Origin of the sequence: Pseudomonas sp. KT_2_4 (assembly GCF_041410225.1) — a bacterium.
In the GTDB taxonomy this organism is placed as follows: Bacteria; Pseudomonadota; Gammaproteobacteria; order Pseudomonadales; family Pseudomonadaceae; genus Aquipseudomonas; species Aquipseudomonas paracarnis.
Map to the genome: position 1 here is coordinate 3,157,756 of NZ_CP166962.1, position 21,245 is coordinate 3,179,000.

Below are 21,245 nucleotides of genomic sequence, written 5' to 3' on the forward strand. Positions count from 1 at the left end.
TCAAGCATCAACCGCTTTTTGGGTCGACTTGAAGACACGAATTTTCTTACCGTCTTCTACTTTGAAACCAACGCGGTCAGCCTTGTTGGTTTCGCCGTTGAAGATGGCGACGTTAGAAGCGTCCAGCGGAGCTTCTTTCTCGACGATACCGCCCTGCACGCCCGACATCGGGTTAGGCTTGGTATGACGCTTGACCAGGTTCAGACCACCGATAACCAGACGGTTATTGGCGAGAACCTTAAGCACCTTACCGCGCTTACCTTTGTCTTTGCCGGCGATCACGATGATCTCGTCGTCACGACGAATCTTTTGCATGTCGGATCTCCTTACAGCACTTCTGGGGCGAGCGAGACGATCTTCATGAACTTCTCAGTACGAAGTTCACGGGTCACTGGCCCAAAGATACGGGTGCCGATCGGCTCTTGCTTGTTGTTCAGAAGAACAGCAGCGTTGCCATCAAAGCGGATAATGGAGCCATCAGCACGACGTACGCCGTGACGAGTGCGGACTACAACAGCAGTCATCACTTGGCCTTTTTTCACCTTACCGCGAGGAATTGCTTCCTTCACGGTAACTTTGATGATGTCACCGATACCAGCGTAACGACGATGGGAGCCACCCAGCACCTTGATGCACATAACACGGCGAGCGCCGCTGTTATCGGCCACATCGAGCATGGATTGAGTCTGAATCATATAATTTCTCCGACCCCTAGTCCTTAGACTTCCACAGCGCGTTCGAGAACATCAACCAGTGCCCAAGACTTGGTCTTGGCCATCGGACGAGTTTCACGAATAGTGACCTTGTCGCCGATGTGGCACTGATTGGTTTCGTCGTGCGCGTGCAGCTTAGTCGAACGCTTAACATATTTACCGTAGATCGGGTGCTTAACGCGACGCTCGATCAAAACGGTGATGGTTTTGTCCATCTTGTCGCTGACAACACGGCCAGTCAGCGTACGGACAGTCTTTTCGGCTTCAGCCATGATCACTTACCTGCCTGCTGGTTGAGCACAGTCTTCACGCGAGCGATGTCACGCTTAACTTGCGAGAGCAGATGAGACTGCCCCAACTGGCCAGTTGCTTTCTGCATACGCAGATTGAACTGGTCGCGCAGCAGGCCGAGCAGTTGCTCGTTCAGCTGCTGTGCGGATTTTTCACGAAGTTCATTCGCTTTCATCACATCACCGTCCGTTTAACAAAGGAGGTGGCGAGCGGCAGCTTTGCAGCAGCCAGGGCGAAAGCCTCACGCGCCAGCTCTTCAGAAACACCCTCGATTTCATACAGGACTTTGCCTGGCTGAATCTGGGCTACCCAGTATTCCACGTTACCCTTACCTTTACCCATCCGAACCTCGAGAGGCTTTTTGGAGATCGGCTTGTCCGGGAATACACGGATCCAGATCTTGCCGCCACGTTTTACGTGACGGGTCAGAGCACGACGCGCTGACTCGATCTGACGAGCGGTGAGACGACCACGAGCTACAGACTTCAGCGCGAACTCGCCGAAGCTGACTTTGCTACCGCGCTGAGCCAGACCACGGTTGTGGCCTGTCATCTGCTTGCGGAACTTCGTACGCTTAGGTTGCAACATTTGGCGTACCCCTTACTTAGCAGCTTTTTTACGAGGCGCTGGTGCTTGTGGTTTCAGTTCTTCTTGGCGACCACCAATTACTTCGCCTTTGAAGATCCAAACCTTTACACCGATCACACCGTAAGTGGTGTGAGCTTCGTAGTTGGCATAGTCGATGTCGGCACGCAGGGTGTGCAGTGGCACACGACCTTCGCGATACCATTCAGTACGTGCGATTTCAGCACCGCCGAGACGACCGCTCACTTGGATTTTGATGCCTTTGGCACCAATGCGCATGGCGTTCTGTACGGCGCGCTTCATAGCGCGACGGAACATTACGCGACGCTCCAGCTGCTGAGCTACGCTCTGCGCAACCAGCATACCGTCGAGCTCCGGCTTGCGGATCTCTTCGATATTGATGTGCACAGGCACACCCATTTGCTTGGTCAGGTCCTGACGCAGTTTCTCAACATCTTCACCTTTCTTCCCGATAACGATACCTGGACGAGCGGTGTGGATGGTGATACGTGCAGTTTGGGCCGGACGATGGATATCGATACGGCTTACGGACGCGCTTTTTAGTTTGTCTTGGAGATACTCACGCACCTTCAGATCAGCGAACAAGTAGTCCGCATAAGTCCGACCGTCTGCGTACCAGACGGAGGTGTGCTCCTTGACGATTCCCAGGCGAATGCCAATGGGATGTACTTTCTGACCCATCTCTTCGACTCCGTTACTTGTCAGCAACCTTGACAGTGATATGGCAAGACCGCTTGACGATGCGATCAGCACGGCCTTTGGCACGTGGCATGATGCGCTTCAGCGAACGCCCTTCGTTGACGAAAACGGTGCTGACCTTCAGGTCATCAACGTCTGCGCCTTCGTTATGCTCGGCGTTGGCTACGGCCGACTCCAGCACTTTCTTCATGATCTCGGCGGCTTTCTTACTGCTGAAAGCCAACAGGTTGAGCGCTTCGCCCACCTTCTTCCCGCGGATCTGGTCGGCGACCAAGCGGGCTTTCTGGGCGGAGATTCGAGCGCCCGACAACTTAGCGGCTACTTCCATTTCCTAACCCCTTAACGCTTGGCTTTCTTGTCTGCCACGTGCCCACGATAAGTGCGGGTACCGGCAAACTCGCCCAGTTTGTGGCCGACCATGTCTTCGTTAACGAGAACTGGGACGTGTTGACGACCGTTGTGTACTGCGATGGTCAGACCGACCATTTGTGGCAGGATCATCGAACGACGCGACCAGGTCTTAACTGGTTTGCGATCGTTCTTTTCCGCCGCCACTTCGATCTTCTTCAGTAGGTGAAGATCAATAAAAGGACCTTTTTTCAGAGAACGTGGCACTGTCGTATCCCTCTATTTACTTGCGACGACGGACGATCATTTTGTCGGTACGCTTATTACCACGAGTCTTCGCGCCCTTAGTCGGGAAGCCCCATGGCGATACCGGATGACGACCACCAGAGGTACGACCTTCACCACCACCGTGTGGGTGGTCAACCGGGTTCATGGCAACACCACGAACGGTTGGGCGAACGCCACGCCAGCGTTTGGCACCAGCTTTACCCAACGAACGCAGGCTGTGCTCGGAGTTCGAGACTTCGCCCAGGGTCGCACGGCATTCAGCCAGTACTTTACGCATCTCACCAGAACGCAGACGCAGGGTCACGTAGACACCTTCACGAGCGATCAGCTGAGCCGAAGCGCCAGCGGAACGAGCGATCTGTGCGCCTTTACCTGGCTTCAATTCGATGCCGTGTACGGTGCTACCAACTGGAATGTTACGCAGTTGCAGAGCGTTGCCCGGCTTGATCGGTGCCAGAGCACCTGCGATCAGCTGGTCGCCAGCACTCACGCCTTTAGGGGCGATGATGTAGCGACGCTCGCCATCTGCGTACAGCAGCAGAGCGATGTGAGCAGTACGGTTTGGATCGTATTCGATACGCTCGACAGTGGCAGCGATGCCATCTTTGTCGTTGCGACGGAAATCGACCAGACGATAATGCTGCTTATGGCCACCACCGATGTGACGAGTGGTAATGCGACCATTGTTGTTACGACCACCAGACTTCGATTTTTTCTCGAGCAGCGGTGCGTGAGGAGCGCCTTTATGCAGCTCCTGGTTGACCACCTTGACCACAAAACGGCGGCCAGGGGAAGTCGGTTTGCATTTAACGATTGCCATGATGCACCCCTTCCTTACTCAGCACTGCTGGTGAAATCGAGATCTTGGCCTGGCTGAAGGGAGATAACTGCCTTCTTCCAGTCATTACGCTTGCCCAGACCGCGAGCAGTGCGCTTGCTCTTACCCAGAACATTCAGGGTAGTAACACGCTCTACTTTCACGCTGAACAGGCTTTCGACGGCCTTCTTGATTTCCAGCTTGGTTGCGTCAGTTGCAACCTTGAAAACGAACTGGCCTTTCTTGTCAGCCAGAACCGTAGCCTTTTCGGAAACGTGCGGGCCAAGCAGAACTTTAAATACGCGTTCCTGGTTCATCCCAGCAGCTCCTCGAATTTCTTCACGGCCGACACGGTGATCAACACCTTGTCGTATGCGATCAGACTAACTGGATCGGAACCTTGCACGTCACGTACATCAACGTGTGGCAGGTTGCGAGCAGCCAGGTACAGGTTCTGATCAACAGCTTCAGACACGATCAAAACGTCGGTCAGGCTCATGTTGTTCAGTTTGCCCAGCAGATCTTTGGTTTTTGGACTTTCAACAGCGAAGTCCTGAACCACGACCAGACGATCAGTACGCACGAGTTCAGCAAGGATGGAGCGCAGTGCTGCGCGGTACATCTTCTTGTTGAGCTTCTGAGAGTGATCCTGTGGACGAGCTGCGAAAGTGGTACCGCCGCCACGCCAGATTGGGCTACGGATAGTACCGGCACGAGCACGGCCAGTGCCTTTCTGACGCCAAGGGCGCTTACCGCCACCACGTACGTCGGAACGGGTCTTTTGCTGCTTGCTACCTTGACGGCCGCCGGCCATGTAGGCCACGACTGCTTGGTGAACGAGCGTCTCGTTGAATTCGCCGCCAAATGTCAGTTCGGAAACTTCGATCGCTTGAGCGTCATTTACATTTAATTGCATGTCAGCTTCCCCTTAACCGCGAGCCTTGGCCGCTGGACGTACAACCAGGTTGCCGCCAGTAGCGCCAGGAACAGCACCCTTGACCAACAACAGATTGCGTTCAGCGTCGACGCGCACTACTTCGAGGGACTGCACGGTCACGCGCTCAGCGCCCATATGACCGGACATTTTTTTGCCCTTGAATACACGACCAGGAGTCTGGCACTGGCCAATAGAGCCCGGGACGCGGTGGGAAACGGAGTTACCGTGAGTGTTGTCTTGACCACGGAAATTCCAACGCTTGATCGTACCCTGGAAGCCTTTACCTTTGGACTGACCGGTTACATCAACCAGTTGACCAGCGGCGAAGATTTCAGCGTTGATCAGATCGCCAGCCTGGTAGTCGCCGTCTTCAAGACGGAACTCCATGACAGTACGACCAGCTGCAACGTTTGCTTTAGCGAAGTGACCTGCTTGAGCAGCAGTCACGCGCGAAGCACGACGCTCGCCGACAGTGACTTGCACTGCACGATAGCCATCGGTTTCTTCAGTTTTGAACTGGGTGACGCGATTCGGTTCGATCTCAATGACCGTGACCGGAATGGAGACACCTTCTTCGGTGAAAATACGGGTCATACCGCATTTACGACCGACTACACCAATAGTCATGTTGTAAACCTCATGAGTGTACGGGGCTTTCACCCGCTATGGCCGCCCATTTCAGAGCGTTACACGACTAAGACCCAAGTCTTAGCCGAGGCTGATCTGTACTTCCACACCGGCCGCCAGATCGAGCTTCATAAGTGCATCAACGGTTTTATCCGTTGGCTGGACGATGTCCAGTACGCGCTTATGAGTACGGATCTCGTACTGGTCACGCGCGTCTTTGTTGACGTGCGGGGAGACCAGAACGGTGAACCGCTCTTTACGGGTAGGCAGTGGAATTGGACCACGCACTTGAGCACCAGTACGTTTCGCGGTTTCCACGATTTCCTGGGTGGATTGGTCGATCAGGCGATGGTCAAAAGCCTTCAACCTGATACGGATTTGCTGATTTTGCATTGGATTTCAGACTCCGGCTGCTATTCCCACCGGGCGCAATACGCCCGTTAAAAGGAGGCGCAATTCTATAGACGCCCTAGATAGGTGTCAACCCAATAAAAAAGCCCCCGCTAAGCGGGGGCTTTCTCAAAACATCAAAGCTCACTCAAAAGAGAGATTACTCGATGATTTTAGCTACAACGCCAGCACCAACGGTACGGCCGCCTTCACGGATTGCGAAACGCAGACCGTCTTCCATAGCGATGGTTTTGATCAGGGTGACAACCATTTTGATGTTGTCGCCTGGCATTACCATTTCTACGCCTTCCGGCAGTTCGCAGTTACCAGTCACGTCAGTAGTACGGAAGTAGAACTGTGGACGGTAGCCTTTGAAGAACGGAGTGTGACGACCGCCTTCTTCTTTGCTCAGTACGTATACTTCAGCTTCGAACTTGGTGTGCGGCTTAACCGAACCTGGCTTGACCAGAACCTGGCCACGCTCAACGTCGTCACGCTTGGTACCACGCAGCAGAACGCCGCAGTTCTCGCCAGCACGACCTTCGTCGAGCAGCTTACGGAACATTTCAACACCGGTGCAGGTGGTGACGGTAGTGTCACGCAGACCAACGATTTCCAGTGGATCTTGAACCTTGACGATACCGCGCTCGATACGACCAGTTACAACAGTACCGCGACCGGAGATCGAGAATACGTCTTCGATTGGCATCAGGAACGGCTTGTCGATAACACGGACTGGATCTGGGATGTAGCTGTCCAGAGTCTCAACCAGTTTACGAACGGACGTGGTGCCCATTTCGTTATCGTCTTTGCCTTCCAGAGCCATACGAGCAGAACCGATGATGATCGGAGTGTCGTCACCTGGGAAGTCGTAAGTGCTCAGCAGATCGCGCACTTCCATCTCAACCAGTTCCAGCAGCTCAGCGTCGTCTACCAGGTCAGCCTTGTTCAGGTAAACCACGATGTACGGAACGCCAACCTGACGGGACAGCAGGATGTGCTCACGGGTTTGTGGCATCGGACCATCAGCGGCCGAGCAAACCAGGATTGCGCCGTCCATCTGGGCAGCACCGGTGATCATGTTCTTCACATAGTCAGCGTGACCTGGGCAGTCAACGTGAGCGTAGTGACGGATCAGCGAGTTGTATTCAACGTGCGCGGTGTTGATGGTGATACCACGAGCTTTCTCTTCTGGCGCGCTGTCGATTTTATCGAAATCAACGATTGCGGAACCGAATACTTCGGAGCAAACGCGAGTCAGAGCAGCAGTCAGAGTGGTTTTACCGTGGTCAACGTGACCGATGGTGCCAACGTTGACGTGCGGTAGGGAACGATCAAATTTTTCTTTAGCCACGACAATTAACTCCTTGCCTAAAGGACTGAATCAGCCTTGTTTTTTGGATACAGTTTCAGCGATGTGCGCCGGAGCTGTGTTGTATTTTTTGAATTCCATAGAGTAGCTTGCGCGACCCTGGGACATGGAACGAACGTCGGTCGCATAACCGAACATCTCGCCCAACGGAACCTCGGCGCGAATCACTTTGCCGGAAACCGTGTCTTCCATACCCAAGATCATGCCGCGACGACGGTTAAGGTCGCCCATGACATCACCCATATAGTCTTCAGGTGTAACAACTTCTACCGCCATGATTGGCTCAAGCAACTCACCACCGCCCTTCTGGGCCAGTTGCTTGGTTGCCATGGAAGCAGCCACCTTAAACGCCATCTCGTTGGAGTCGACGTCGTGGTAAGAACCGTCAAAAACGGTTGCTTTCAGGCCGATCAGCGGATAGCCGGCAACAACACCGTTCTTCATCTGCTCTTCGATACCCTTCTGGATAGCAGGGATGTATTCCTTAGGAACAACACCACCTACTACTTCGTTCACGAATTGCAGACCTTCCTGACCTTCGTCAGCAGGAGCAAAACGGATCCAGCAGTGACCGAACTGACCACGACCGCCGGACTGACGAACGAACTTGCCTTCGATTTCACAGTTCTTCGTGATGCGCTCACGATAGGAAACCTGAGGCTTACCGATGTTGGCTTCGACGTTGAACTCACGGCGCATCCGGTCAACCAGGATGTCCAGGTGCAGCTCGCCCATGCCGGAGATGATCGTTTGACCAGTCTCTTCATCAGTCTTGACGCGGAAAGATGGATCTTCCTGAGCAAGCTTGCCCAGAGCGATACCCATTTTTTCCTGGTCATCCTTGGTCTTAGGCTCTACGGCAACCGAAATAACCGGCTCCGGGAAGTCCATGCGAACCAGGATGATTGGCTTGGCAGCGTCGCACAAAGTCTCACCAGTGGTGACGTCCTTCATGCCGATCAGGGCCGCGATGTCACCAGCGCGTACTTCCTTGATCTCTTCACGGGCGTTTGCGTGCATTTGCACCATACGACCCACGCGCTCTTTCTTGCCTTTAACCGAGTTGATCACGCCGTCGCCGGAGGCCAACACGCCCGAGTAAACGCGGACGAAGGTCAAAGTACCCACGAATGGGTCGGTAGCGATCTTGAACGCCAGAGCCGAGAACGGCTCGTTGTCATCGGCGTGACGCTCCATTTCTTCTTCCTCGTTATCAGGGTTGGAACCCTTGATAGCAGGAATGTCGGTTGGAGCAGGCAGGTAGTCGATAACGGCGTCGAGAACCAGGGGAACACCCTTGTTCTTGAACGAGGAACCGCAAACAGCCAAGACGATCTCACCAGCGATAGTACGCTGACGCAGAGCGGCCTTGATTTCCACGTTGGTGAGTTCTTCACCTTCGAGGTACTTGTTCATCAGCTCTTCGCTGGCTTCGGCAGCAGCCTCAACCATGTTGTTGCGCCACTCGTCAGCCAGTTCCTGAAGCTCTTCAGGGATAGGCTTACGAACAGGAACCATACCTTTGTCGGAATCATTCCAGTAAACAGCTTCCATGTTGATCAGATCGATCTGACCCTGGAAGTTGTCTTCGGAACCGATAGCCAACTGGATAGGCACCGGAGTGTGACCCAGACGCTGCTTGATCTGACCGATCACGCGCAGGAAGTTGGCACCAGCACGGTCCATCTTGTTTACATAAACAAGACGTGGAACGCCGTACTTGTTGGCTTGACGCCATACGGTTTCCGACTGAGGCTCAACACCCGAGGTGCCGCAGAACACAACGACAGCGCCGTCGAGTACGCGCAGGGAACGTTCAACTTCAATGGTGAAGTCTACGTGGCCCGGGGTATCGATTACGTTGAAGCGATGCTCGTCTTTGTACTGCTTCTCGGAACCTTTCCAGAAGGCGGTAATAGCAGCAGAAGTAATGGTAATACCACGCTCCTGCTCCTGAACCATCCAGTCTGTGGTCGCGGCGCCGTCATGCACCTCGCCCATTTTGTGACTTTTGCCGGTGTAAAACAGTACGCGCTCGGTGGTGGTGGTTTTACCAGCATCCACGTGAGCGACGATACCGATGTTACGGTAGCGGCTAATCGGAGTAGTACGAGCCATAAAGCCCTCGCAAAATTAGTGAAGCTAAAATTAGAAGCGGTAGTGCGAGAAAGCTTTGTTGGCTTCAGCCATACGGTGCACGTCTTCACGCTTCTTAACAGCAGCACCTTTACCTTCAGCAGCGTCCAACAGTTCGCCGGCCAAACGCAGAGCCATAGACTTCTCGCCGCGCTTACGGGCGAAGTCTACCAACCAGCGCATTGCCAGAGCGTTACGACGGGACGGGCGAACTTCAACCGGAACCTGGTAAGTAGCACCGCCTACACGGCGCGACTTCACTTCGACCAGCGGAGCGATGGCGTCGAGAGCTTTCTCGAAGATTTCCAGGGGGTCGCTGTTCTTGCGTTCTTTAACCTTTTCCAGCGCGCCATAAACGATACGCTCGGCAACGGCTTTCTTGCCGCTTTCCATCACGTGGTTCATGAACTTGGCCAGGATTTGGCTTCCGTATTTTGGATCGTCAAGCACTTCGCGCTTGGCTGCTACGCGTCTTCTTGGCATGGATAAGCCCTCAAACGGTCTTCAGGTTCGCTCGGAATCGGTGCCCTTTCGGGACGCCTCCGACCTTACTCTTATCGACTCAGAAAATAAGATGATTCAGGTTTACAAAAAGCCGCTACTACTTAGGCTTCTTGGTACCGTACTTCGAACGACCCTGGTTACGACCTTTAACGCCGGAAGTATCCAAGGAACCGCGTACGGTGTGATAACGAACACCTGGCAAGTCTTTTACACGACCGCCGCGGATCAGTACCACGCTGTGCTCTTGCAGGTTGTGGCCTTCACCGCCGATGTACGAGGAAACCTCGAAACCGTTGGTCAGACGCACACGGCATACTTTACGCAGTGCCGAGTTAGGTTTTTTCGGCGTGGTGGTATACACACGGGTGCATACGCCACGACGTTGCGGGCAGTTCTGCAGCGCAGGTACGTCGGATTTCTCGACGATACGCTTACGCGGCTGACGTACCAGCTGGTTGATAGTTGCCATCTACTAGCTCCACTGTTGTCTTGCGACGCTATTGTCTTGCAAGAAAAGCAAAATGGCAGGAACGAATTCCCGCCAAATTTAGGGGTACAAGAGTCTAAAGAGGATCTTGTCCCCAGTCAAGGCAAGGCCCCGACCTCCCCTCGCGTCGAACCGGGGCAAAAATGCCTCGATCCGACGAACGGGAGTGCCAGGGCCCAGACTCATCTATCGCAGAACTCAGTTACCGCTTGAGTTCAGCGCTTCGGTCAGTGCAGCTTCCACTTCACTGGCGCTTACGCGCAGCGGCTTGTCAGCATCACGGCGACGCTTACGCTCGCTGTGGTAAGCCAAACCGGTACCTGCCGGGATCAGACGACCCACGACTACGTTTTCTTTCAGGCCGCGCAGGTAATCGCGCTTGCCGGTTACCGCTGCTTCGGTCAGTACGCGAGTGGTCTCCTGGAAGGAGGCCGCCGAGATGAACGACTCAGTGGACAACGACGCCTTGGTGATACCCAGCAGCACGCGAGTGAACTTGGAGACAAATTTCTCTTCGTTCGCCAGGCGCTCGTTTTCTACCAGTACGTGAGTCAGTTCCATCTGGTCGCCCTTGATGAAACTGGAATCGCCGGATTCAGCGATTTCAACTTTACGCAGCATCTGACGCAGGATGGTCTCGATGTGCTTGTCGTTGATCTTCACGCCTTGCAGACGGTAAACGTCCTGGATCTCGTTAACGATGTACTTGGCCAGCGCACTCACACCCAGCAGACGCAGGATGTCGTGTGGATCGCTCGGACCGTCGGAGATAACTTCGCCGCGGTTTACCTGTTCGCCTTCGAACACGTTCAGGTGACGCCACTTCGGAATCAGCTCTTCATACGGATCGCTACCGTCGTTCGGGGTAATAACCAGACGGCGCTTGCCTTTGGTTTCTTTACCGAACGCGATGGTGCCGCTGACTTCAGCCAGAATCGACGCTTCTTTCGGACGACGAGCTTCGAACAAGTCGGCAACACGCGGCAGACCACCGGTGATGTCACGGGTCTTCGAAGTTTCTTGCGGGATACGCGCGATAACATCACCGATCGCGATCTTCGCACCATCCGCTACACCGACCAGGGCGTTGGCTGGCAGGAAGTACTGAGCGATTACGTCAGTGCCTGGCAGCAACAGATCCTTGCCGTTGTCATCGACCATCTTCACGGCAGGACGGATGTCCTTACCAGCAGCTGGACGATCTTTGGCGTCGAGTACTTCAATGTTGGTCATACCGGTCAATTCGTCAGTCTGACGCTTGATCGTGATGCCTTCTTCCATGCCCACGTAGGTCACGGTACCTTTCATTTCGGTAACGATTGGGTGAGTGTGCGGATCCCACTTGGCCACGATTGCGCCAGCGTCGACCTTGTCACCTTCTTTAACCGAAATCACAGCACCGTACGGCAGCTTGTAACGCTCACGCTCACGACCGTAGTCATCAGCGATGGCCAGCTCACCGGAACGGGACACAGCAACCAGGTGACCATCCACTCGCTCAACGTGCTTGAGGTTATGCAGGCGGACGGTACCGCCATTCTTCACCTGAACGCTGTCGGCTGCGGAGGTCCGGCTTGCCGCACCACCGATGTGGAACGTACGCATGGTCAGCTGGGTACCCGGCTCACCGATGGACTGGGCAGCGATAACGCCGACCGCTTCACCGATGTTCACCTGGTGACCACGAGCCAAGTCACGGCCATAGCACTTGGCGCAGATGCCGTAGCGGGTTTCGCAGCTGATCGGCGAGCGAACGATCACTTCGTCGATGCTGTTGAGTTCGATGAACTCGACCCACTTCTCGTCAACCAGGGTGCCGGCAGGAACGATAACTTCCTCGGTACCTGGCTTGAATACGTCACGGGCAATAACACGACCCAATACGCGCTCACCCAGCGGCTCTACAACGTCACCGCCTTCAATGTGCGGCGTCATCAGCAGGCCGTGCTCGGTGCCGCAATCGATCTCGGTTACAACCAGATCTTGTGCAACGTCTACCAGACGACGAGTCAGGTAACCGGAGTTAGCGGTTTTCAACGCGGTATCCGCAAGACCCTTACGAGCACCGTGAGTGGAGATGAAGTACTGAAGTACGCTCAAACCTTCACGGAAGTTCGCAGTGATCGGCGTTTCGATGATGGAACCGTCCGGCTTGGCCATCAGGCCACGCATACCGGCGAGCTGACGGATCTGCGCAGCAGAACCCCGTGCGCCCGAGTCGGCCATCATGTACATCGAGTTGAAAGACTCTTGATCGACTTCGACGCCATGACGGTCGATGACTTTCTCTTTCGAGAGGTTGGCCATCATCGCCTTGGACACTTCGTCGTTGGCCTTGGACCAAAGGTCGATCACTTTGTTGTACTTCTCGCCCTGGGTTACCAGGCCGGAGGCGTACTGGCTCTCGATCTCTTTCACTTCGTCAGTGGCAGCACTGATGATGCGGGCTTTTTCATCCGGGATAACGAAGTCGTTAACGCCGATGGAAACGCCGGAGATAGTCGAGTAAGCGAAACCTGTGTACATCAACTGGTCAGCGAAGATAACGGTCTCTTTCAAACCAACCACGCGGTAGCACTGGTTGATCAGCTTGGAGATCGCCTTTTTCTTCATCGGCAGGTTGACGACGTCGTACGACAGACCTTTTGGCACAACCTGGTACAACAACGCACGGCCGACAGTGGTGTCGACGATGCGGGTGTTGCTCACGCTGCCGCCGTCACGGTCGTTGACGGTTTCGTGGATCCGCACCTTGACCTTGGCGTGCAGTGCGGCTTCGCCGGCACGGAACACACGGTCAACTTCTTGCAGGTCAGCGAACACACGACCTTCGCCTTTGGCGTTGATCGCTTCACGAGTCATGTAGTACAGACCCAATACAACGTCCTGCGACGGAACGATGATTGGCTCACCGTTGGCTGGCGACAGAATGTTGTTGGTCGACATCATCAACGCACGCGCTTCCAACTGGGCTTCCAGTGTCAGCGGTACGTGCACGGCCATTTGGTCGCCGTCGAAGTCGGCGTTGTACGCGGCACAGACCAGAGGGTGCAGCTGGATAGCCTTACCTTCGATCAGTACAGGTTCAAACGCCTGGATACCCAGACGGTGAAGGGTCGGTGCACGGTTGAGGAGAACCGGGTGTTCGCGAATCACTTCAGCGAGAACGTCCCAAACCTCTGGCAGTTCGCGCTCGACCATTTTCTTGGCCGCTTTGATGGTGGTCGCGAGACCGCGCATTTCCAGCTTGCCGAAGATGAACGGCTTGAACAGCTCGAGTGCCATCTTCTTAGGCAGACCGCACTGGTGCAGACGCAGGGTCGGGCCTACGGTAATTACCGAACGACCGGAGTAGTCAACACGCTTACCGAGCAAGTTCTGACGGAAACGACCTTGCTTACCCTTGATCATGTCAGCCAGGGATTTCAGAGGACGCTTGTTCGAACCGGTGATAGCGCGGCCACGACGACCGTTGTCGAGCAGGGCATCGACCGCTTCTTGCAACATACGCTTTTCGTTGCGCACGATGATGTCCGGAGCGGACAGATCAAGCAGGCGCTTCAAGCGGTTGTTACGGTTGATCACGCGGCGGTACAGGTCGTTGAGGTCGGACGTCGCGAAACGACCACCGTCCAACGGTACCAGCGGACGCAGGTCTGGCGGCAGAACCGGCAGAACGGTCAGCACCATCCACTCTGGCAGGTTGCCGGAACCCTGGAAGGCTTCCATCAACTTCAGACGCTTGGACAGCTTCTTGATCTTGGTTTCGGAGTTGGTTTGCGGAATCTCTTCACGCAGACGACCAATCTCGTGCTCCAGGTCGATAGCGTGCAGCAGTTCGCGGACAGCTTCGGCACCCATGCGGGCATCGAAATCGTCGCCGAACTCTTCCAGCGCTTCGAAGTACTGCTCGTCGTTCAGCAGCTGACCTTTTTCAAGGGTGGTCATGCCTGGATCGATAACGACATAGCTCTCGAAGTAGAGAACGCGTTCGATATCACGCAGGGTCATGTCCATCAGCAAGCCGATACGGGACGGCAGCGATTTCAGGAACCAGATGTGGGCAACCGGCGAAGCCAGTTCGATGTGCGCCATGCGCTCACGACGAACCTTGGCCAGCGCTACTTCAACGCCGCACTTCTCGCAGATCACACCACGGTGCTTCAAGCGCTTGTACTTACCGCACAGGCACTCGTAATCCTTTACCGGGCCAAAGATCTTGGCGCAGAACAGGCCGTCACGCTCAGGTTTGAACGTACGGTAGTTGATGGTTTCCGGCTTTTTAACTTCACCGAACGACCACGAACGGATCATCTCAGGCGATGCCAACCCAATACGGATGGCGTCGAACTCTTCGACTTGACCCTGGTTTTTCAGCAAATTCAGTAGGTCTTTCAAGGCCTTTCCTCCTGGCGGAGCAGAGAGCGGGCTAAACAGCCCCGCTCTCGATTCGCGTCACGTGTTATTCGGTTTCCAGATCGATATCGATGCCGAGGGAACGAATTTCTTTGATCAACACGTTGAAGGACTCGGGCATGCCCGGCTCCATACGGTGATCACCGTCCACGATGTTTTTGTACATCTTGGTACGACCGTTCACATCGTCCGACTTCACTGTGAGCATTTCTTGCAGAGTGTATGCAGCACCGTATGCTTCCAGTGCCCAGACCTCCATCTCCCCGAAACGCTGACCACCGAACTGAGCCTTACCACCCAGCGGCTGCTGGGTAACCAGGCTGTACGAACCGGTAGAACGAGCGTGCATCTTGTCGTCTACCAAGTGGTTCAGCTTCAGCATGTACATGTAGCCAACAGTAACCGGGCGCTCGAACTTGTTGCCGGTACGGCCGTCGAACAGCTGCATCTGGCCGCTTTCTGGCAGGTCTGCCAGTTTGAGCATGGCCTTGATTTCGCTTTCCTTGGCACCGTCGAACACCGGGGTAGCCATTGGAACGCCGCCGCGCAGGTTCTTCGCCAGATCCAGGATTTCCTGGTCGGAGAAGGTGTCCAGCTCTTCGTTGCGACCGCCGATCTCGTTGTAGATCTCGTGCAGGAACTTACGCAGGTCTGCGACTTTGCGCTGCTCTTCGATCATACGGTTGATCTTCTCGCCCAGACCTTTGGCCGCGAGGCCCAGGTGGGTTTCAAGGATCTGACCAACGTTCATACGCGAAGGTACGCCCAACGGGTTGAGGACGACGTCGACCGGGGTGCCATTGGCATCGTGCGGCATGTCTTCAACCGGCATGATCACAGAGACCACACCCTTGTTACCGTGACGACCGGCCATCTTGTCGCCCGGCTGGATGCGGCGACGGATTGCCAGGTAAACCTTGACGATTTTCAGCACGCCTGGAGCCAGGTCATCGCCCTGCTGCAGTTTGCGCTTCTTGTCTTCGAACTTGTCGTCCAGCAGACGGCGGCGATCAACGATATAGGCCTGGGCCTTCTCGAGCTGCTCGTTCAGAGCATCTTCAGCCATGCGCAGTTTGAACCACTGGCCGTGCTCAAGACCGTCGAGGATTTCGTCGGTGATGTCCTGACCTTTCTTCAGGCCCGCGCCGCCTTCAGCCTTGTGGCCTACCAGAGCGGAACGCAGACGTTCGAAGGTCGCGCCTTCAACGATACGGAACTCTTCGTTCAGATCCTTGCGGATCTCGTCGAGCTGGGTCTTCTCGATGGACAGTGCACGAGCATCACGCTCAACGCCGTCACGGGTGAAGACCTGTACGTCGATGACAGTACCCTTGGTACCGGTAGGTACACGCAGGGAGGTGTCTTTCACGTCGCTGGCTTTTTCACCGAAGATGGCACGCAGCAGCTTCTCTTCCGGCGTCAGTTGGGTCTCGCCTTTCGGAGTGACTTTACCGACCAGGATGTCGCCAGCGCCAACTTCAGCACCTACATAAACGATACCGGCTTCGTCCAGCTTGTTCAGTGCAGCTTCACCCACGTTCGGGATGTCTGCAGTGATTTCCTCAGGCCCAAGCTTGGTATCACGCGCCACACAGGTCAGTTCCTGGATGTGGATCGTGGTGAAGCGGTCTTCTTGAACCACACGCTCGGACAGGCAGATGGAGTCTTCGAAGTTGAAGCCGTTCCATGCCATGAACGCGATGCGCATGTTCTGGCCGAGAGCCAGTTCACCCATGTCGGTGGACGGGCCGTCAGCCATGATGTCGCTACGCTGAACGCGATCACCCTTGCTCACCAGCGGACGCTGGTTGATGCAGGTGTTCTGGTTCGAACGGGTGTATTTGGTCAGGTTGTAGATGTCGACACCGGCTTCGCCAGTTTCTACTTCGTCATCGGCAACACGAACCACGATACGGCTGGCATCAACGGAGTCGATCACGCCGCCACGACGAGCCACGACGCAAACGCCGGAGTCACGGGCTACGTTGCGCTCCATGCCGGTACCTACCAGCGGCTTGTCAGCACGCAGGGTCGGTACAGCTTGACGCTGCATGTTGGAACCCATCAACGCACGGTTGGCGTCATCGTGTTCCAGGAACGGGATCAGCGACGCTGCAACCGACACTACCTGCTTCGGAGAAACGTCCATCAAGGTGACGTCTTCCGGCGCCTTGACGGTGAACTCGTTCAAGTGACGAACAGCTACCAGCTCGTCGATCAGGACTTTCTTGTCGTTCATCGTGGCCGAAGCCTGAGCGATCACGTGATCAGCTTCTTCGATGGCGGACAGGAACACGATCTCGTCGGTGACCAGAGCGTCTTTCACCACACGGTACGGGCTTTCGAGGAAGCCGTACTGGTTGGTGCGCGCATAAGCGGCCAGGGAGTTGATCAGACCGATGTTCGGACCTTCCGGCGTTTCGATCGGGCAAACACGACCGTAGTGCGTCGGGTGTACGTCACGAACTTCAAAGCCTGCACGCTCACGGGTCAGACCGCCCGGGCCCAGTGCAGAAACACGGCGCTTGTGGGTGATCTCGGAGAGCGGGTTGTTCTGGTCCATGAACTGCGAAAGCTGGCTGGAACCGAAGAACTCTTTCACCGCCGCAGCCACTGGCTTGGCGTTGATCAGGTCTTGCGGCATCAGGCCTTCGCTTTCAGCCATCGACAGACGCTCTTTGACCGCACGCTCAACACGTACCAGGCCAACGCGGAACTGGTTCTCGGCCATTTCACCTACGCAGCGAACACGACGGTTACCCAGGTGGTCGATGTCATCGACGATGCCTTTGCCATTACGGATGTCGACAAGGGTCTTCAATACCGCGACGATGTCTTCCTTGCACAGCACGCCCGAACCTTCGATCTCGGTACGACCGATACGACGGTTGAACTTCATCCGGCCGACCGCAGACAGGTCATAGCGCTCAGGGCTGAAGAACAGGTTGTTGAACAGGGTTTCGGCAGCGTCTTTGGTTGGTGGCTCACCAGGACGCATCATGCGATAGATCTCGACCAGTGCTTCCAATTGGTTGCTGGTGGAGTCGATCTTCAGTGTGTCGGAGATGAACGGACCGCAGTCGATATCGTTGGTGTACAGGGTCTCGATGCGAACAACCTGGGCCTTGGCGATCTTGGCCAGGATCTCGGTGTTCAGCTCGGTGTTGCACTCAGCCAGGATTTCGCCTGTAGCCGGGTGAACGATGACCTTGGCGGTAGTGCGACCCAGGACGTAGTCCAGTGGCACTTCCAGCTCTTTGATACCGGCTTTTTCGATCTGGTTGATGTGGCGCGCAGTGATACGACGGCCAGCCTCAACGATGACCTTGCCTTTTTCGTCCTGGATGTCCAGGACAGCAATTTCACCACGCAGACGCGAAGCGATCAGCTCCAGCTTGAGGGTTTCATCCTTCAGGCTGAATACGTTGGTGGTGTAGAAAGCGTCCAGCACCTGCTCAGTGGTGTAACCGAGCGCACGCAGCAATACCGAGGCCGGCAGCTTGCGACGACGGTCGATACGCACGAACACGCAGTCTTTCGGGTCGAACTCGAAGTCCAACCACGAACCGCGGTACGGAATGATCCGCGCGGAGTACAGGAGTTTGCCGGAGCTGTGCGTCTTGCCGCGGTCGTGGTCGAAGAACACGCCCGGGGAACGGTGCAGCTGGGAAACGATTACACGCTCGGTACCGTTGATTACGAAGGTACCGTTTTCAGTCATCAGTGGGATTTCGCCCATGTAGACTTCTTGCTCTTTGATGTCCTTGATCGCTTTGTTCGACGATTCTTTGTCGAAAATGATCAGACGGACTTTTACCCGCAAAGGTACGGCGTACGTAACGCCACGCAACACGCATTCTTTGACATCAAATGCCGGTTCGCCCAGGCGATAACCGACGTACTCCAGCGCAGCATTGCCGGAGTAGCTGATGATCGGGAAAACGGATTTGAAGGCCGCATGCAGGCCCACGTCGCGGAACTGATCTTTGGTCGCTCCCGCCTGCAAGAATTCACGATACGAATCCAGCTGGATAGCCAGAAGGTACGGGACATCCATGACGTCCGGCAACTTGCTAAAGTCCTTGCGGATACGTTTTTTCTCAGTATATGAGTAAGCCATCAGCGTTCCCCAGCTTGGTCACCTGCTTGTTTGGCCCCTCCGACGGGAGCAGCCAGAAAATCTTGCAAACCCCATGGTTTGCACCACCGCTTCGGGTGGCTACAGCGCGTTAATGGCGGCGACCGAGTCGACAGCCAAGAACGGAAAAAGGCCGGTGGCAAGAGCCACCAGCCATCAGCCTTCAGCTTAACGCTTGGGCTGGAGACGCAAGGTCGATGCTTACTTCAGCTCGACTTTAGCGCCTGCTTCTTCCAGAGTAGCTTTGGCTTTGTCAGCGGCGTCTTTCGACACTGCTTCCAGAACCTGGGCAGGAGCGCCGTCAACTACAGCCTTGGCTTCTTTCAGGCCCAGACCGGTCAGTTCACGTACTGCCTTGATCACGTTTACTTTCTTCTCGCCAGCTTCCAGCAGCATGACGTTGAATTCGGTTTGCTCTTCAGCAGCGACAGCAGCAACAGCTGGGCCAGCGGAAGCAGCGGCAGCGGAAACGCCGAATTTTTCTTCGAAAGCTTTGATCAGCTCAACAACCTGCAGAACCGACATTTCAGCTACGGCGTTGAGGATATCGTCTTGGGAGATAGACATTGCTGTATTTCCTGAATTGGGGGACGGCCTACGCGGCCATCGAAATAAACAAAAATACGCGAGAGAATTTGCTCAGCCTTAGGCTGCGGCAGCTTCTTTTTGCTCGCGAACTGCAGCCAGAGTACGAGCCAGCTTGCTGGTAGCGCCTTGAATCACGCTCATCAGCTGCGAAATAGCTTCGTTACGGGTCGGCAGTGTTGCCAGTACGTCGATTTGGTTAGCTGCGAGGAACTTGCCCTCGAACGCAGCTGCCTTGATCTCGAACTTATCCTGACTCTTGGCGAATTCTTTGAACAAACGGGCAGCAGCGCCTGGATGATCTTTAGAGAACGCGATCAGAGTCGGGCCGGTGAACACGTCGTTGAGAACACTGTATTCAGTGTCAGCAACGGCGCGCTTGAGCAGGGTGTTACGTACAACACGTACGTATACGCCAGCTTCACGAGCCTCTTTACGGAGTCCGGTCATAGCGCCTACTGTCACACCACGGGCATCAGCCACGACAGCGGACAGAGCAGCTTTGGCAGCCTCGTTGACTTCAGCGACGATGGCCTTCTTGTCTTCGAGATTAATTGCCACGGGTTTAACTCCTGCTTGTTACCGTTTCATCTGGCCTAGGCCTGATGTCGTTTTGGTGTCTGATTCGGTAAGGAACCGGGAGCACCATCTGCGTAGGCTTGTTGGTTTAAGACTTGCGTCGCCTACGGTCTTGGATAGCCCCCGCCAGGCAGGGACCCCAATCTTTCAATTGGCGCAATTACTTGCGCCAATTTATGTCTTATACGTCCAGCGAGCCTTGGTCGATGACCAGACCTGGGCCCATAGTGGTGCTCAGGGTAACGCGCTTGACGTAGATACCTTTCGAGGAAGCAGGCTTGATACGCTTCAGATCAGCGATCAGGGCTTCAACGTTTTCCTTCAGCTTGACGGCATCGAAGCCGACTTTGCCAACGGAGGTGTGAATGATGCCGTTTTTGTCGGTGCGATAACGAACCTGACCAGCCTTGGCGTTTTTAACCGCGGTAGCTACGTCTGGAGTTACGGTGCCGACTTTAGGGTTAGGCATCAGGCCACGTGGACCGAGGATCTGACCCAACTGACCTACAACACGCATTGCATCCGGGGAAGCAATAACGACGTCATAGTTCAGGTCGCCGCCTTTCATTTCGGCAGCCAGGTCGTCCATGCCAACGCGATCAGCACCAGCGGCCAGAGCAGCTTCAGCAGCTGGGCCTTGGGTGAAGACAGCAACACGTACAGTCTTGCCAGTGCCGTGTGGCAGCACAGTAGCGCTACGAACGACCTGGTCGGATTTACGTGGGTCAACACCCAGGTTTACAGCAACGTCAACAGACTCGCTGAACTTGACAGTCGACAGCTCGGTCAGCAGGGCAGCAGCGTCTACGAAGTTGTAGGACTTGCCTGCTTCGATCTTGCCGGCGATAGCCTTTTGGCGCTTGGTCAGCTTAGCCATTACACACCCTCCACGTTAAGGCCCATGCTACGAGCAGAACCGGCGATGGTACGCACGGCTGCATCCATATCAGCTGCAGTCAGATCCGCGTTTTTGGTTTTCGCGATTTCTTCCAGCTGAGCACGGGTTACGGTGCCAACCTTAACGGTGTTAGGACGAGCGGAACCGCTGGTCAGACCGGCAGCTTTCTTCAGCAAAACCGAAGCCGGGGTCGACTTGGTTTCGAAGGTGAAGCTACGGTCGCTGTATACAGTGATGATCACTGGAGTCGGCAGACCTGGCTCAAGACCCTGAGTACGGGCGTTGAAGGCCTTGCAGAATTCCATGATGTTCACGCCGTGCTGACCCAGAGCCGGACCGACGGGTGGGCTAGGGTTGGCCTGAGCGGCCTTCACTTGCAGCTTGATGTAAGCGGTAATCTTCTTGGCCATGAGG

23 protein-coding genes are annotated in these 21,245 nt (G+C 55.3%); all 23 read right to left on the minus strand.

The features are described 5' to 3' along the window. Complete coding sequence (rplX, locus tag AB9N64_RS14645; RefSeq protein ID WP_003176416.1) at positions 1-315, minus strand: 50S ribosomal protein L24; 315 nt, start codon at positions 313-315, stop codon at positions 1-3. 11 nt (positions 316-326) lie between these two features. Continuing rightward, complete coding sequence (gene rplN, locus AB9N64_RS14650; protein WP_002555479.1) at positions 327-695, minus strand: 50S ribosomal protein L14; 369 nt, start codon at positions 693-695, stop codon at positions 327-329. Between the two features lie 23 nt (positions 696-718). Continuing rightward, positions 719-985 (minus strand): 30S ribosomal protein S17, encoded by a 267-nt coding sequence (rpsQ, locus tag AB9N64_RS14655; RefSeq protein WP_003194644.1) that lies wholly within the window; start codon positions 983-985, stop codon positions 719-721. A 2-nt stretch (positions 986-987) separates the two neighbouring features. After that, entirely contained in the window at positions 988-1,179 is a 192-nt protein-coding gene (gene rpmC, locus AB9N64_RS14660) for a 50S ribosomal protein L29 (RefSeq protein ID WP_002555481.1), read from the minus strand. Next, positions 1,179-1,592, minus strand: a complete 414-nt coding sequence (gene rplP / locus AB9N64_RS14665) for a 50S ribosomal protein L16 (protein ID WP_003176421.1) — start codon at positions 1,590-1,592, stop codon at positions 1,179-1,181. Before rplP ends, rpmC begins: the two co-directional genes overlap by 1 nt. Before the next feature lie 12 nt (positions 1,593-1,604). Next, complete coding sequence (rpsC, locus tag AB9N64_RS14670; RefSeq protein ID WP_003176422.1) at positions 1,605-2,291, minus strand: 30S ribosomal protein S3; 687 nt, start codon at positions 2,289-2,291, stop codon at positions 1,605-1,607. A gap of 13 nt (positions 2,292-2,304) precedes the next feature. After that, positions 2,305-2,637, minus strand: a complete 333-nt coding sequence (gene rplV / locus AB9N64_RS14675) for a 50S ribosomal protein L22 (RefSeq protein WP_003103908.1) — start codon at positions 2,635-2,637, stop codon at positions 2,305-2,307. An 11-nt stretch (positions 2,638-2,648) separates the two neighbouring features. After that, complete coding sequence (rpsS, locus tag AB9N64_RS14680) at positions 2,649-2,924, minus strand: 30S ribosomal protein S19 (protein WP_002555486.1); 276 nt, start codon at positions 2,922-2,924, stop codon at positions 2,649-2,651. Positions 2,925-2,940: 16 nt separating this feature from the next. Next, a complete protein-coding gene (gene rplB, locus AB9N64_RS14685; protein ID WP_003186055.1) occupies positions 2,941-3,765 on the minus strand; it encodes a 50S ribosomal protein L2 in 825 nt (274 codons plus the stop codon). A gap of 14 nt (positions 3,766-3,779) precedes the next feature. After that, positions 3,780-4,079: a 50S ribosomal protein L23 gene (gene rplW, locus AB9N64_RS14690; protein WP_371359493.1), complete on the minus strand. Its 300-nt coding sequence runs from the start codon at positions 4,077-4,079 to the stop codon at positions 3,780-3,782. After that, positions 4,076-4,678 (minus strand): 50S ribosomal protein L4, encoded by a 603-nt coding sequence (gene rplD, locus AB9N64_RS14695; RefSeq protein ID WP_003176424.1) that lies wholly within the window; start codon positions 4,676-4,678, stop codon positions 4,076-4,078. The genes rplW and rplD overlap by 4 nt, the downstream gene beginning before the upstream one ends. A gap of 12 nt (positions 4,679-4,690) precedes the next feature. Next, the gene (rplC, locus tag AB9N64_RS14700; protein ID WP_003194649.1) at positions 4,691-5,326 is read right to left on the minus strand and encodes a 50S ribosomal protein L3; all 636 of its coding nucleotides are present in this window, start codon (positions 5,324-5,326) and stop codon (positions 4,691-4,693) included. 81 nt (positions 5,327-5,407) lie between these two features. Then, entirely contained in the window at positions 5,408-5,719 is a 312-nt protein-coding gene (gene rpsJ / locus AB9N64_RS14705; protein WP_003186070.1) for a 30S ribosomal protein S10, read from the minus strand. A 157-nt stretch (positions 5,720-5,876) separates the two neighbouring features. After that, entirely contained in the window at positions 5,877-7,070 is a 1,194-nt protein-coding gene (tuf, locus tag AB9N64_RS14710; RefSeq protein ID WP_003176426.1) for an elongation factor Tu, read from the minus strand. Between the two features lie 30 nt (positions 7,071-7,100). Continuing rightward, positions 7,101-9,206: an elongation factor G gene (gene fusA, locus AB9N64_RS14715; RefSeq protein ID WP_003194651.1), complete on the minus strand. Its 2,106-nt coding sequence runs from the start codon at positions 9,204-9,206 to the stop codon at positions 7,101-7,103. A 30-nt stretch (positions 9,207-9,236) separates the two neighbouring features. Then, complete coding sequence (gene rpsG / locus AB9N64_RS14720; RefSeq protein ID WP_002555493.1) at positions 9,237-9,707, minus strand: 30S ribosomal protein S7; 471 nt, start codon at positions 9,705-9,707, stop codon at positions 9,237-9,239. Between the two features lie 118 nt (positions 9,708-9,825). Then, positions 9,826-10,197: a 30S ribosomal protein S12 gene (gene rpsL / locus AB9N64_RS14725; RefSeq protein ID WP_002555494.1), complete on the minus strand. Its 372-nt coding sequence runs from the start codon at positions 10,195-10,197 to the stop codon at positions 9,826-9,828. A gap of 216 nt (positions 10,198-10,413) precedes the next feature. Beyond that, positions 10,414-14,613: a DNA-directed RNA polymerase subunit beta' gene (gene rpoC / locus AB9N64_RS14730; RefSeq protein ID WP_019819137.1), complete on the minus strand. Its 4,200-nt coding sequence runs from the start codon at positions 14,611-14,613 to the stop codon at positions 10,414-10,416. A 64-nt stretch (positions 14,614-14,677) separates the two neighbouring features. After that, the gene (rpoB, locus tag AB9N64_RS14735; protein WP_019819139.1) at positions 14,678-18,751 is read right to left on the minus strand and encodes a DNA-directed RNA polymerase subunit beta; all 4,074 of its coding nucleotides are present in this window, start codon (positions 18,749-18,751) and stop codon (positions 14,678-14,680) included. Between the two features lie 219 nt (positions 18,752-18,970). Beyond that, positions 18,971-19,336 carry a 50S ribosomal protein L7/L12 gene (rplL, locus tag AB9N64_RS14740; RefSeq protein WP_003176432.1) on the minus strand — a complete coding sequence of 122 codons (366 nt, stop codon included), beginning with the start codon at positions 19,334-19,336 and terminating at the stop codon, positions 18,971-18,973. 78 nt (positions 19,337-19,414) lie between these two features. Then, a complete protein-coding gene (gene rplJ, locus AB9N64_RS14745; RefSeq protein ID WP_003176433.1) occupies positions 19,415-19,915 on the minus strand; it encodes a 50S ribosomal protein L10 in 501 nt (166 codons plus the stop codon). A gap of 199 nt (positions 19,916-20,114) precedes the next feature. Continuing rightward, positions 20,115-20,810: a 50S ribosomal protein L1 gene (gene rplA, locus AB9N64_RS14750; protein ID WP_003176434.1), complete on the minus strand. Its 696-nt coding sequence runs from the start codon at positions 20,808-20,810 to the stop codon at positions 20,115-20,117. Then, positions 20,810-21,241 carry a 50S ribosomal protein L11 gene (gene rplK, locus AB9N64_RS14755; RefSeq protein ID WP_003176435.1) on the minus strand — a complete coding sequence of 144 codons (432 nt, stop codon included), beginning with the start codon at positions 21,239-21,241 and terminating at the stop codon, positions 20,810-20,812. The genes rplA and rplK overlap by 1 nt, the downstream gene beginning before the upstream one ends. Between the last annotated feature and the right edge of the window lie 4 nt (positions 21,242-21,245).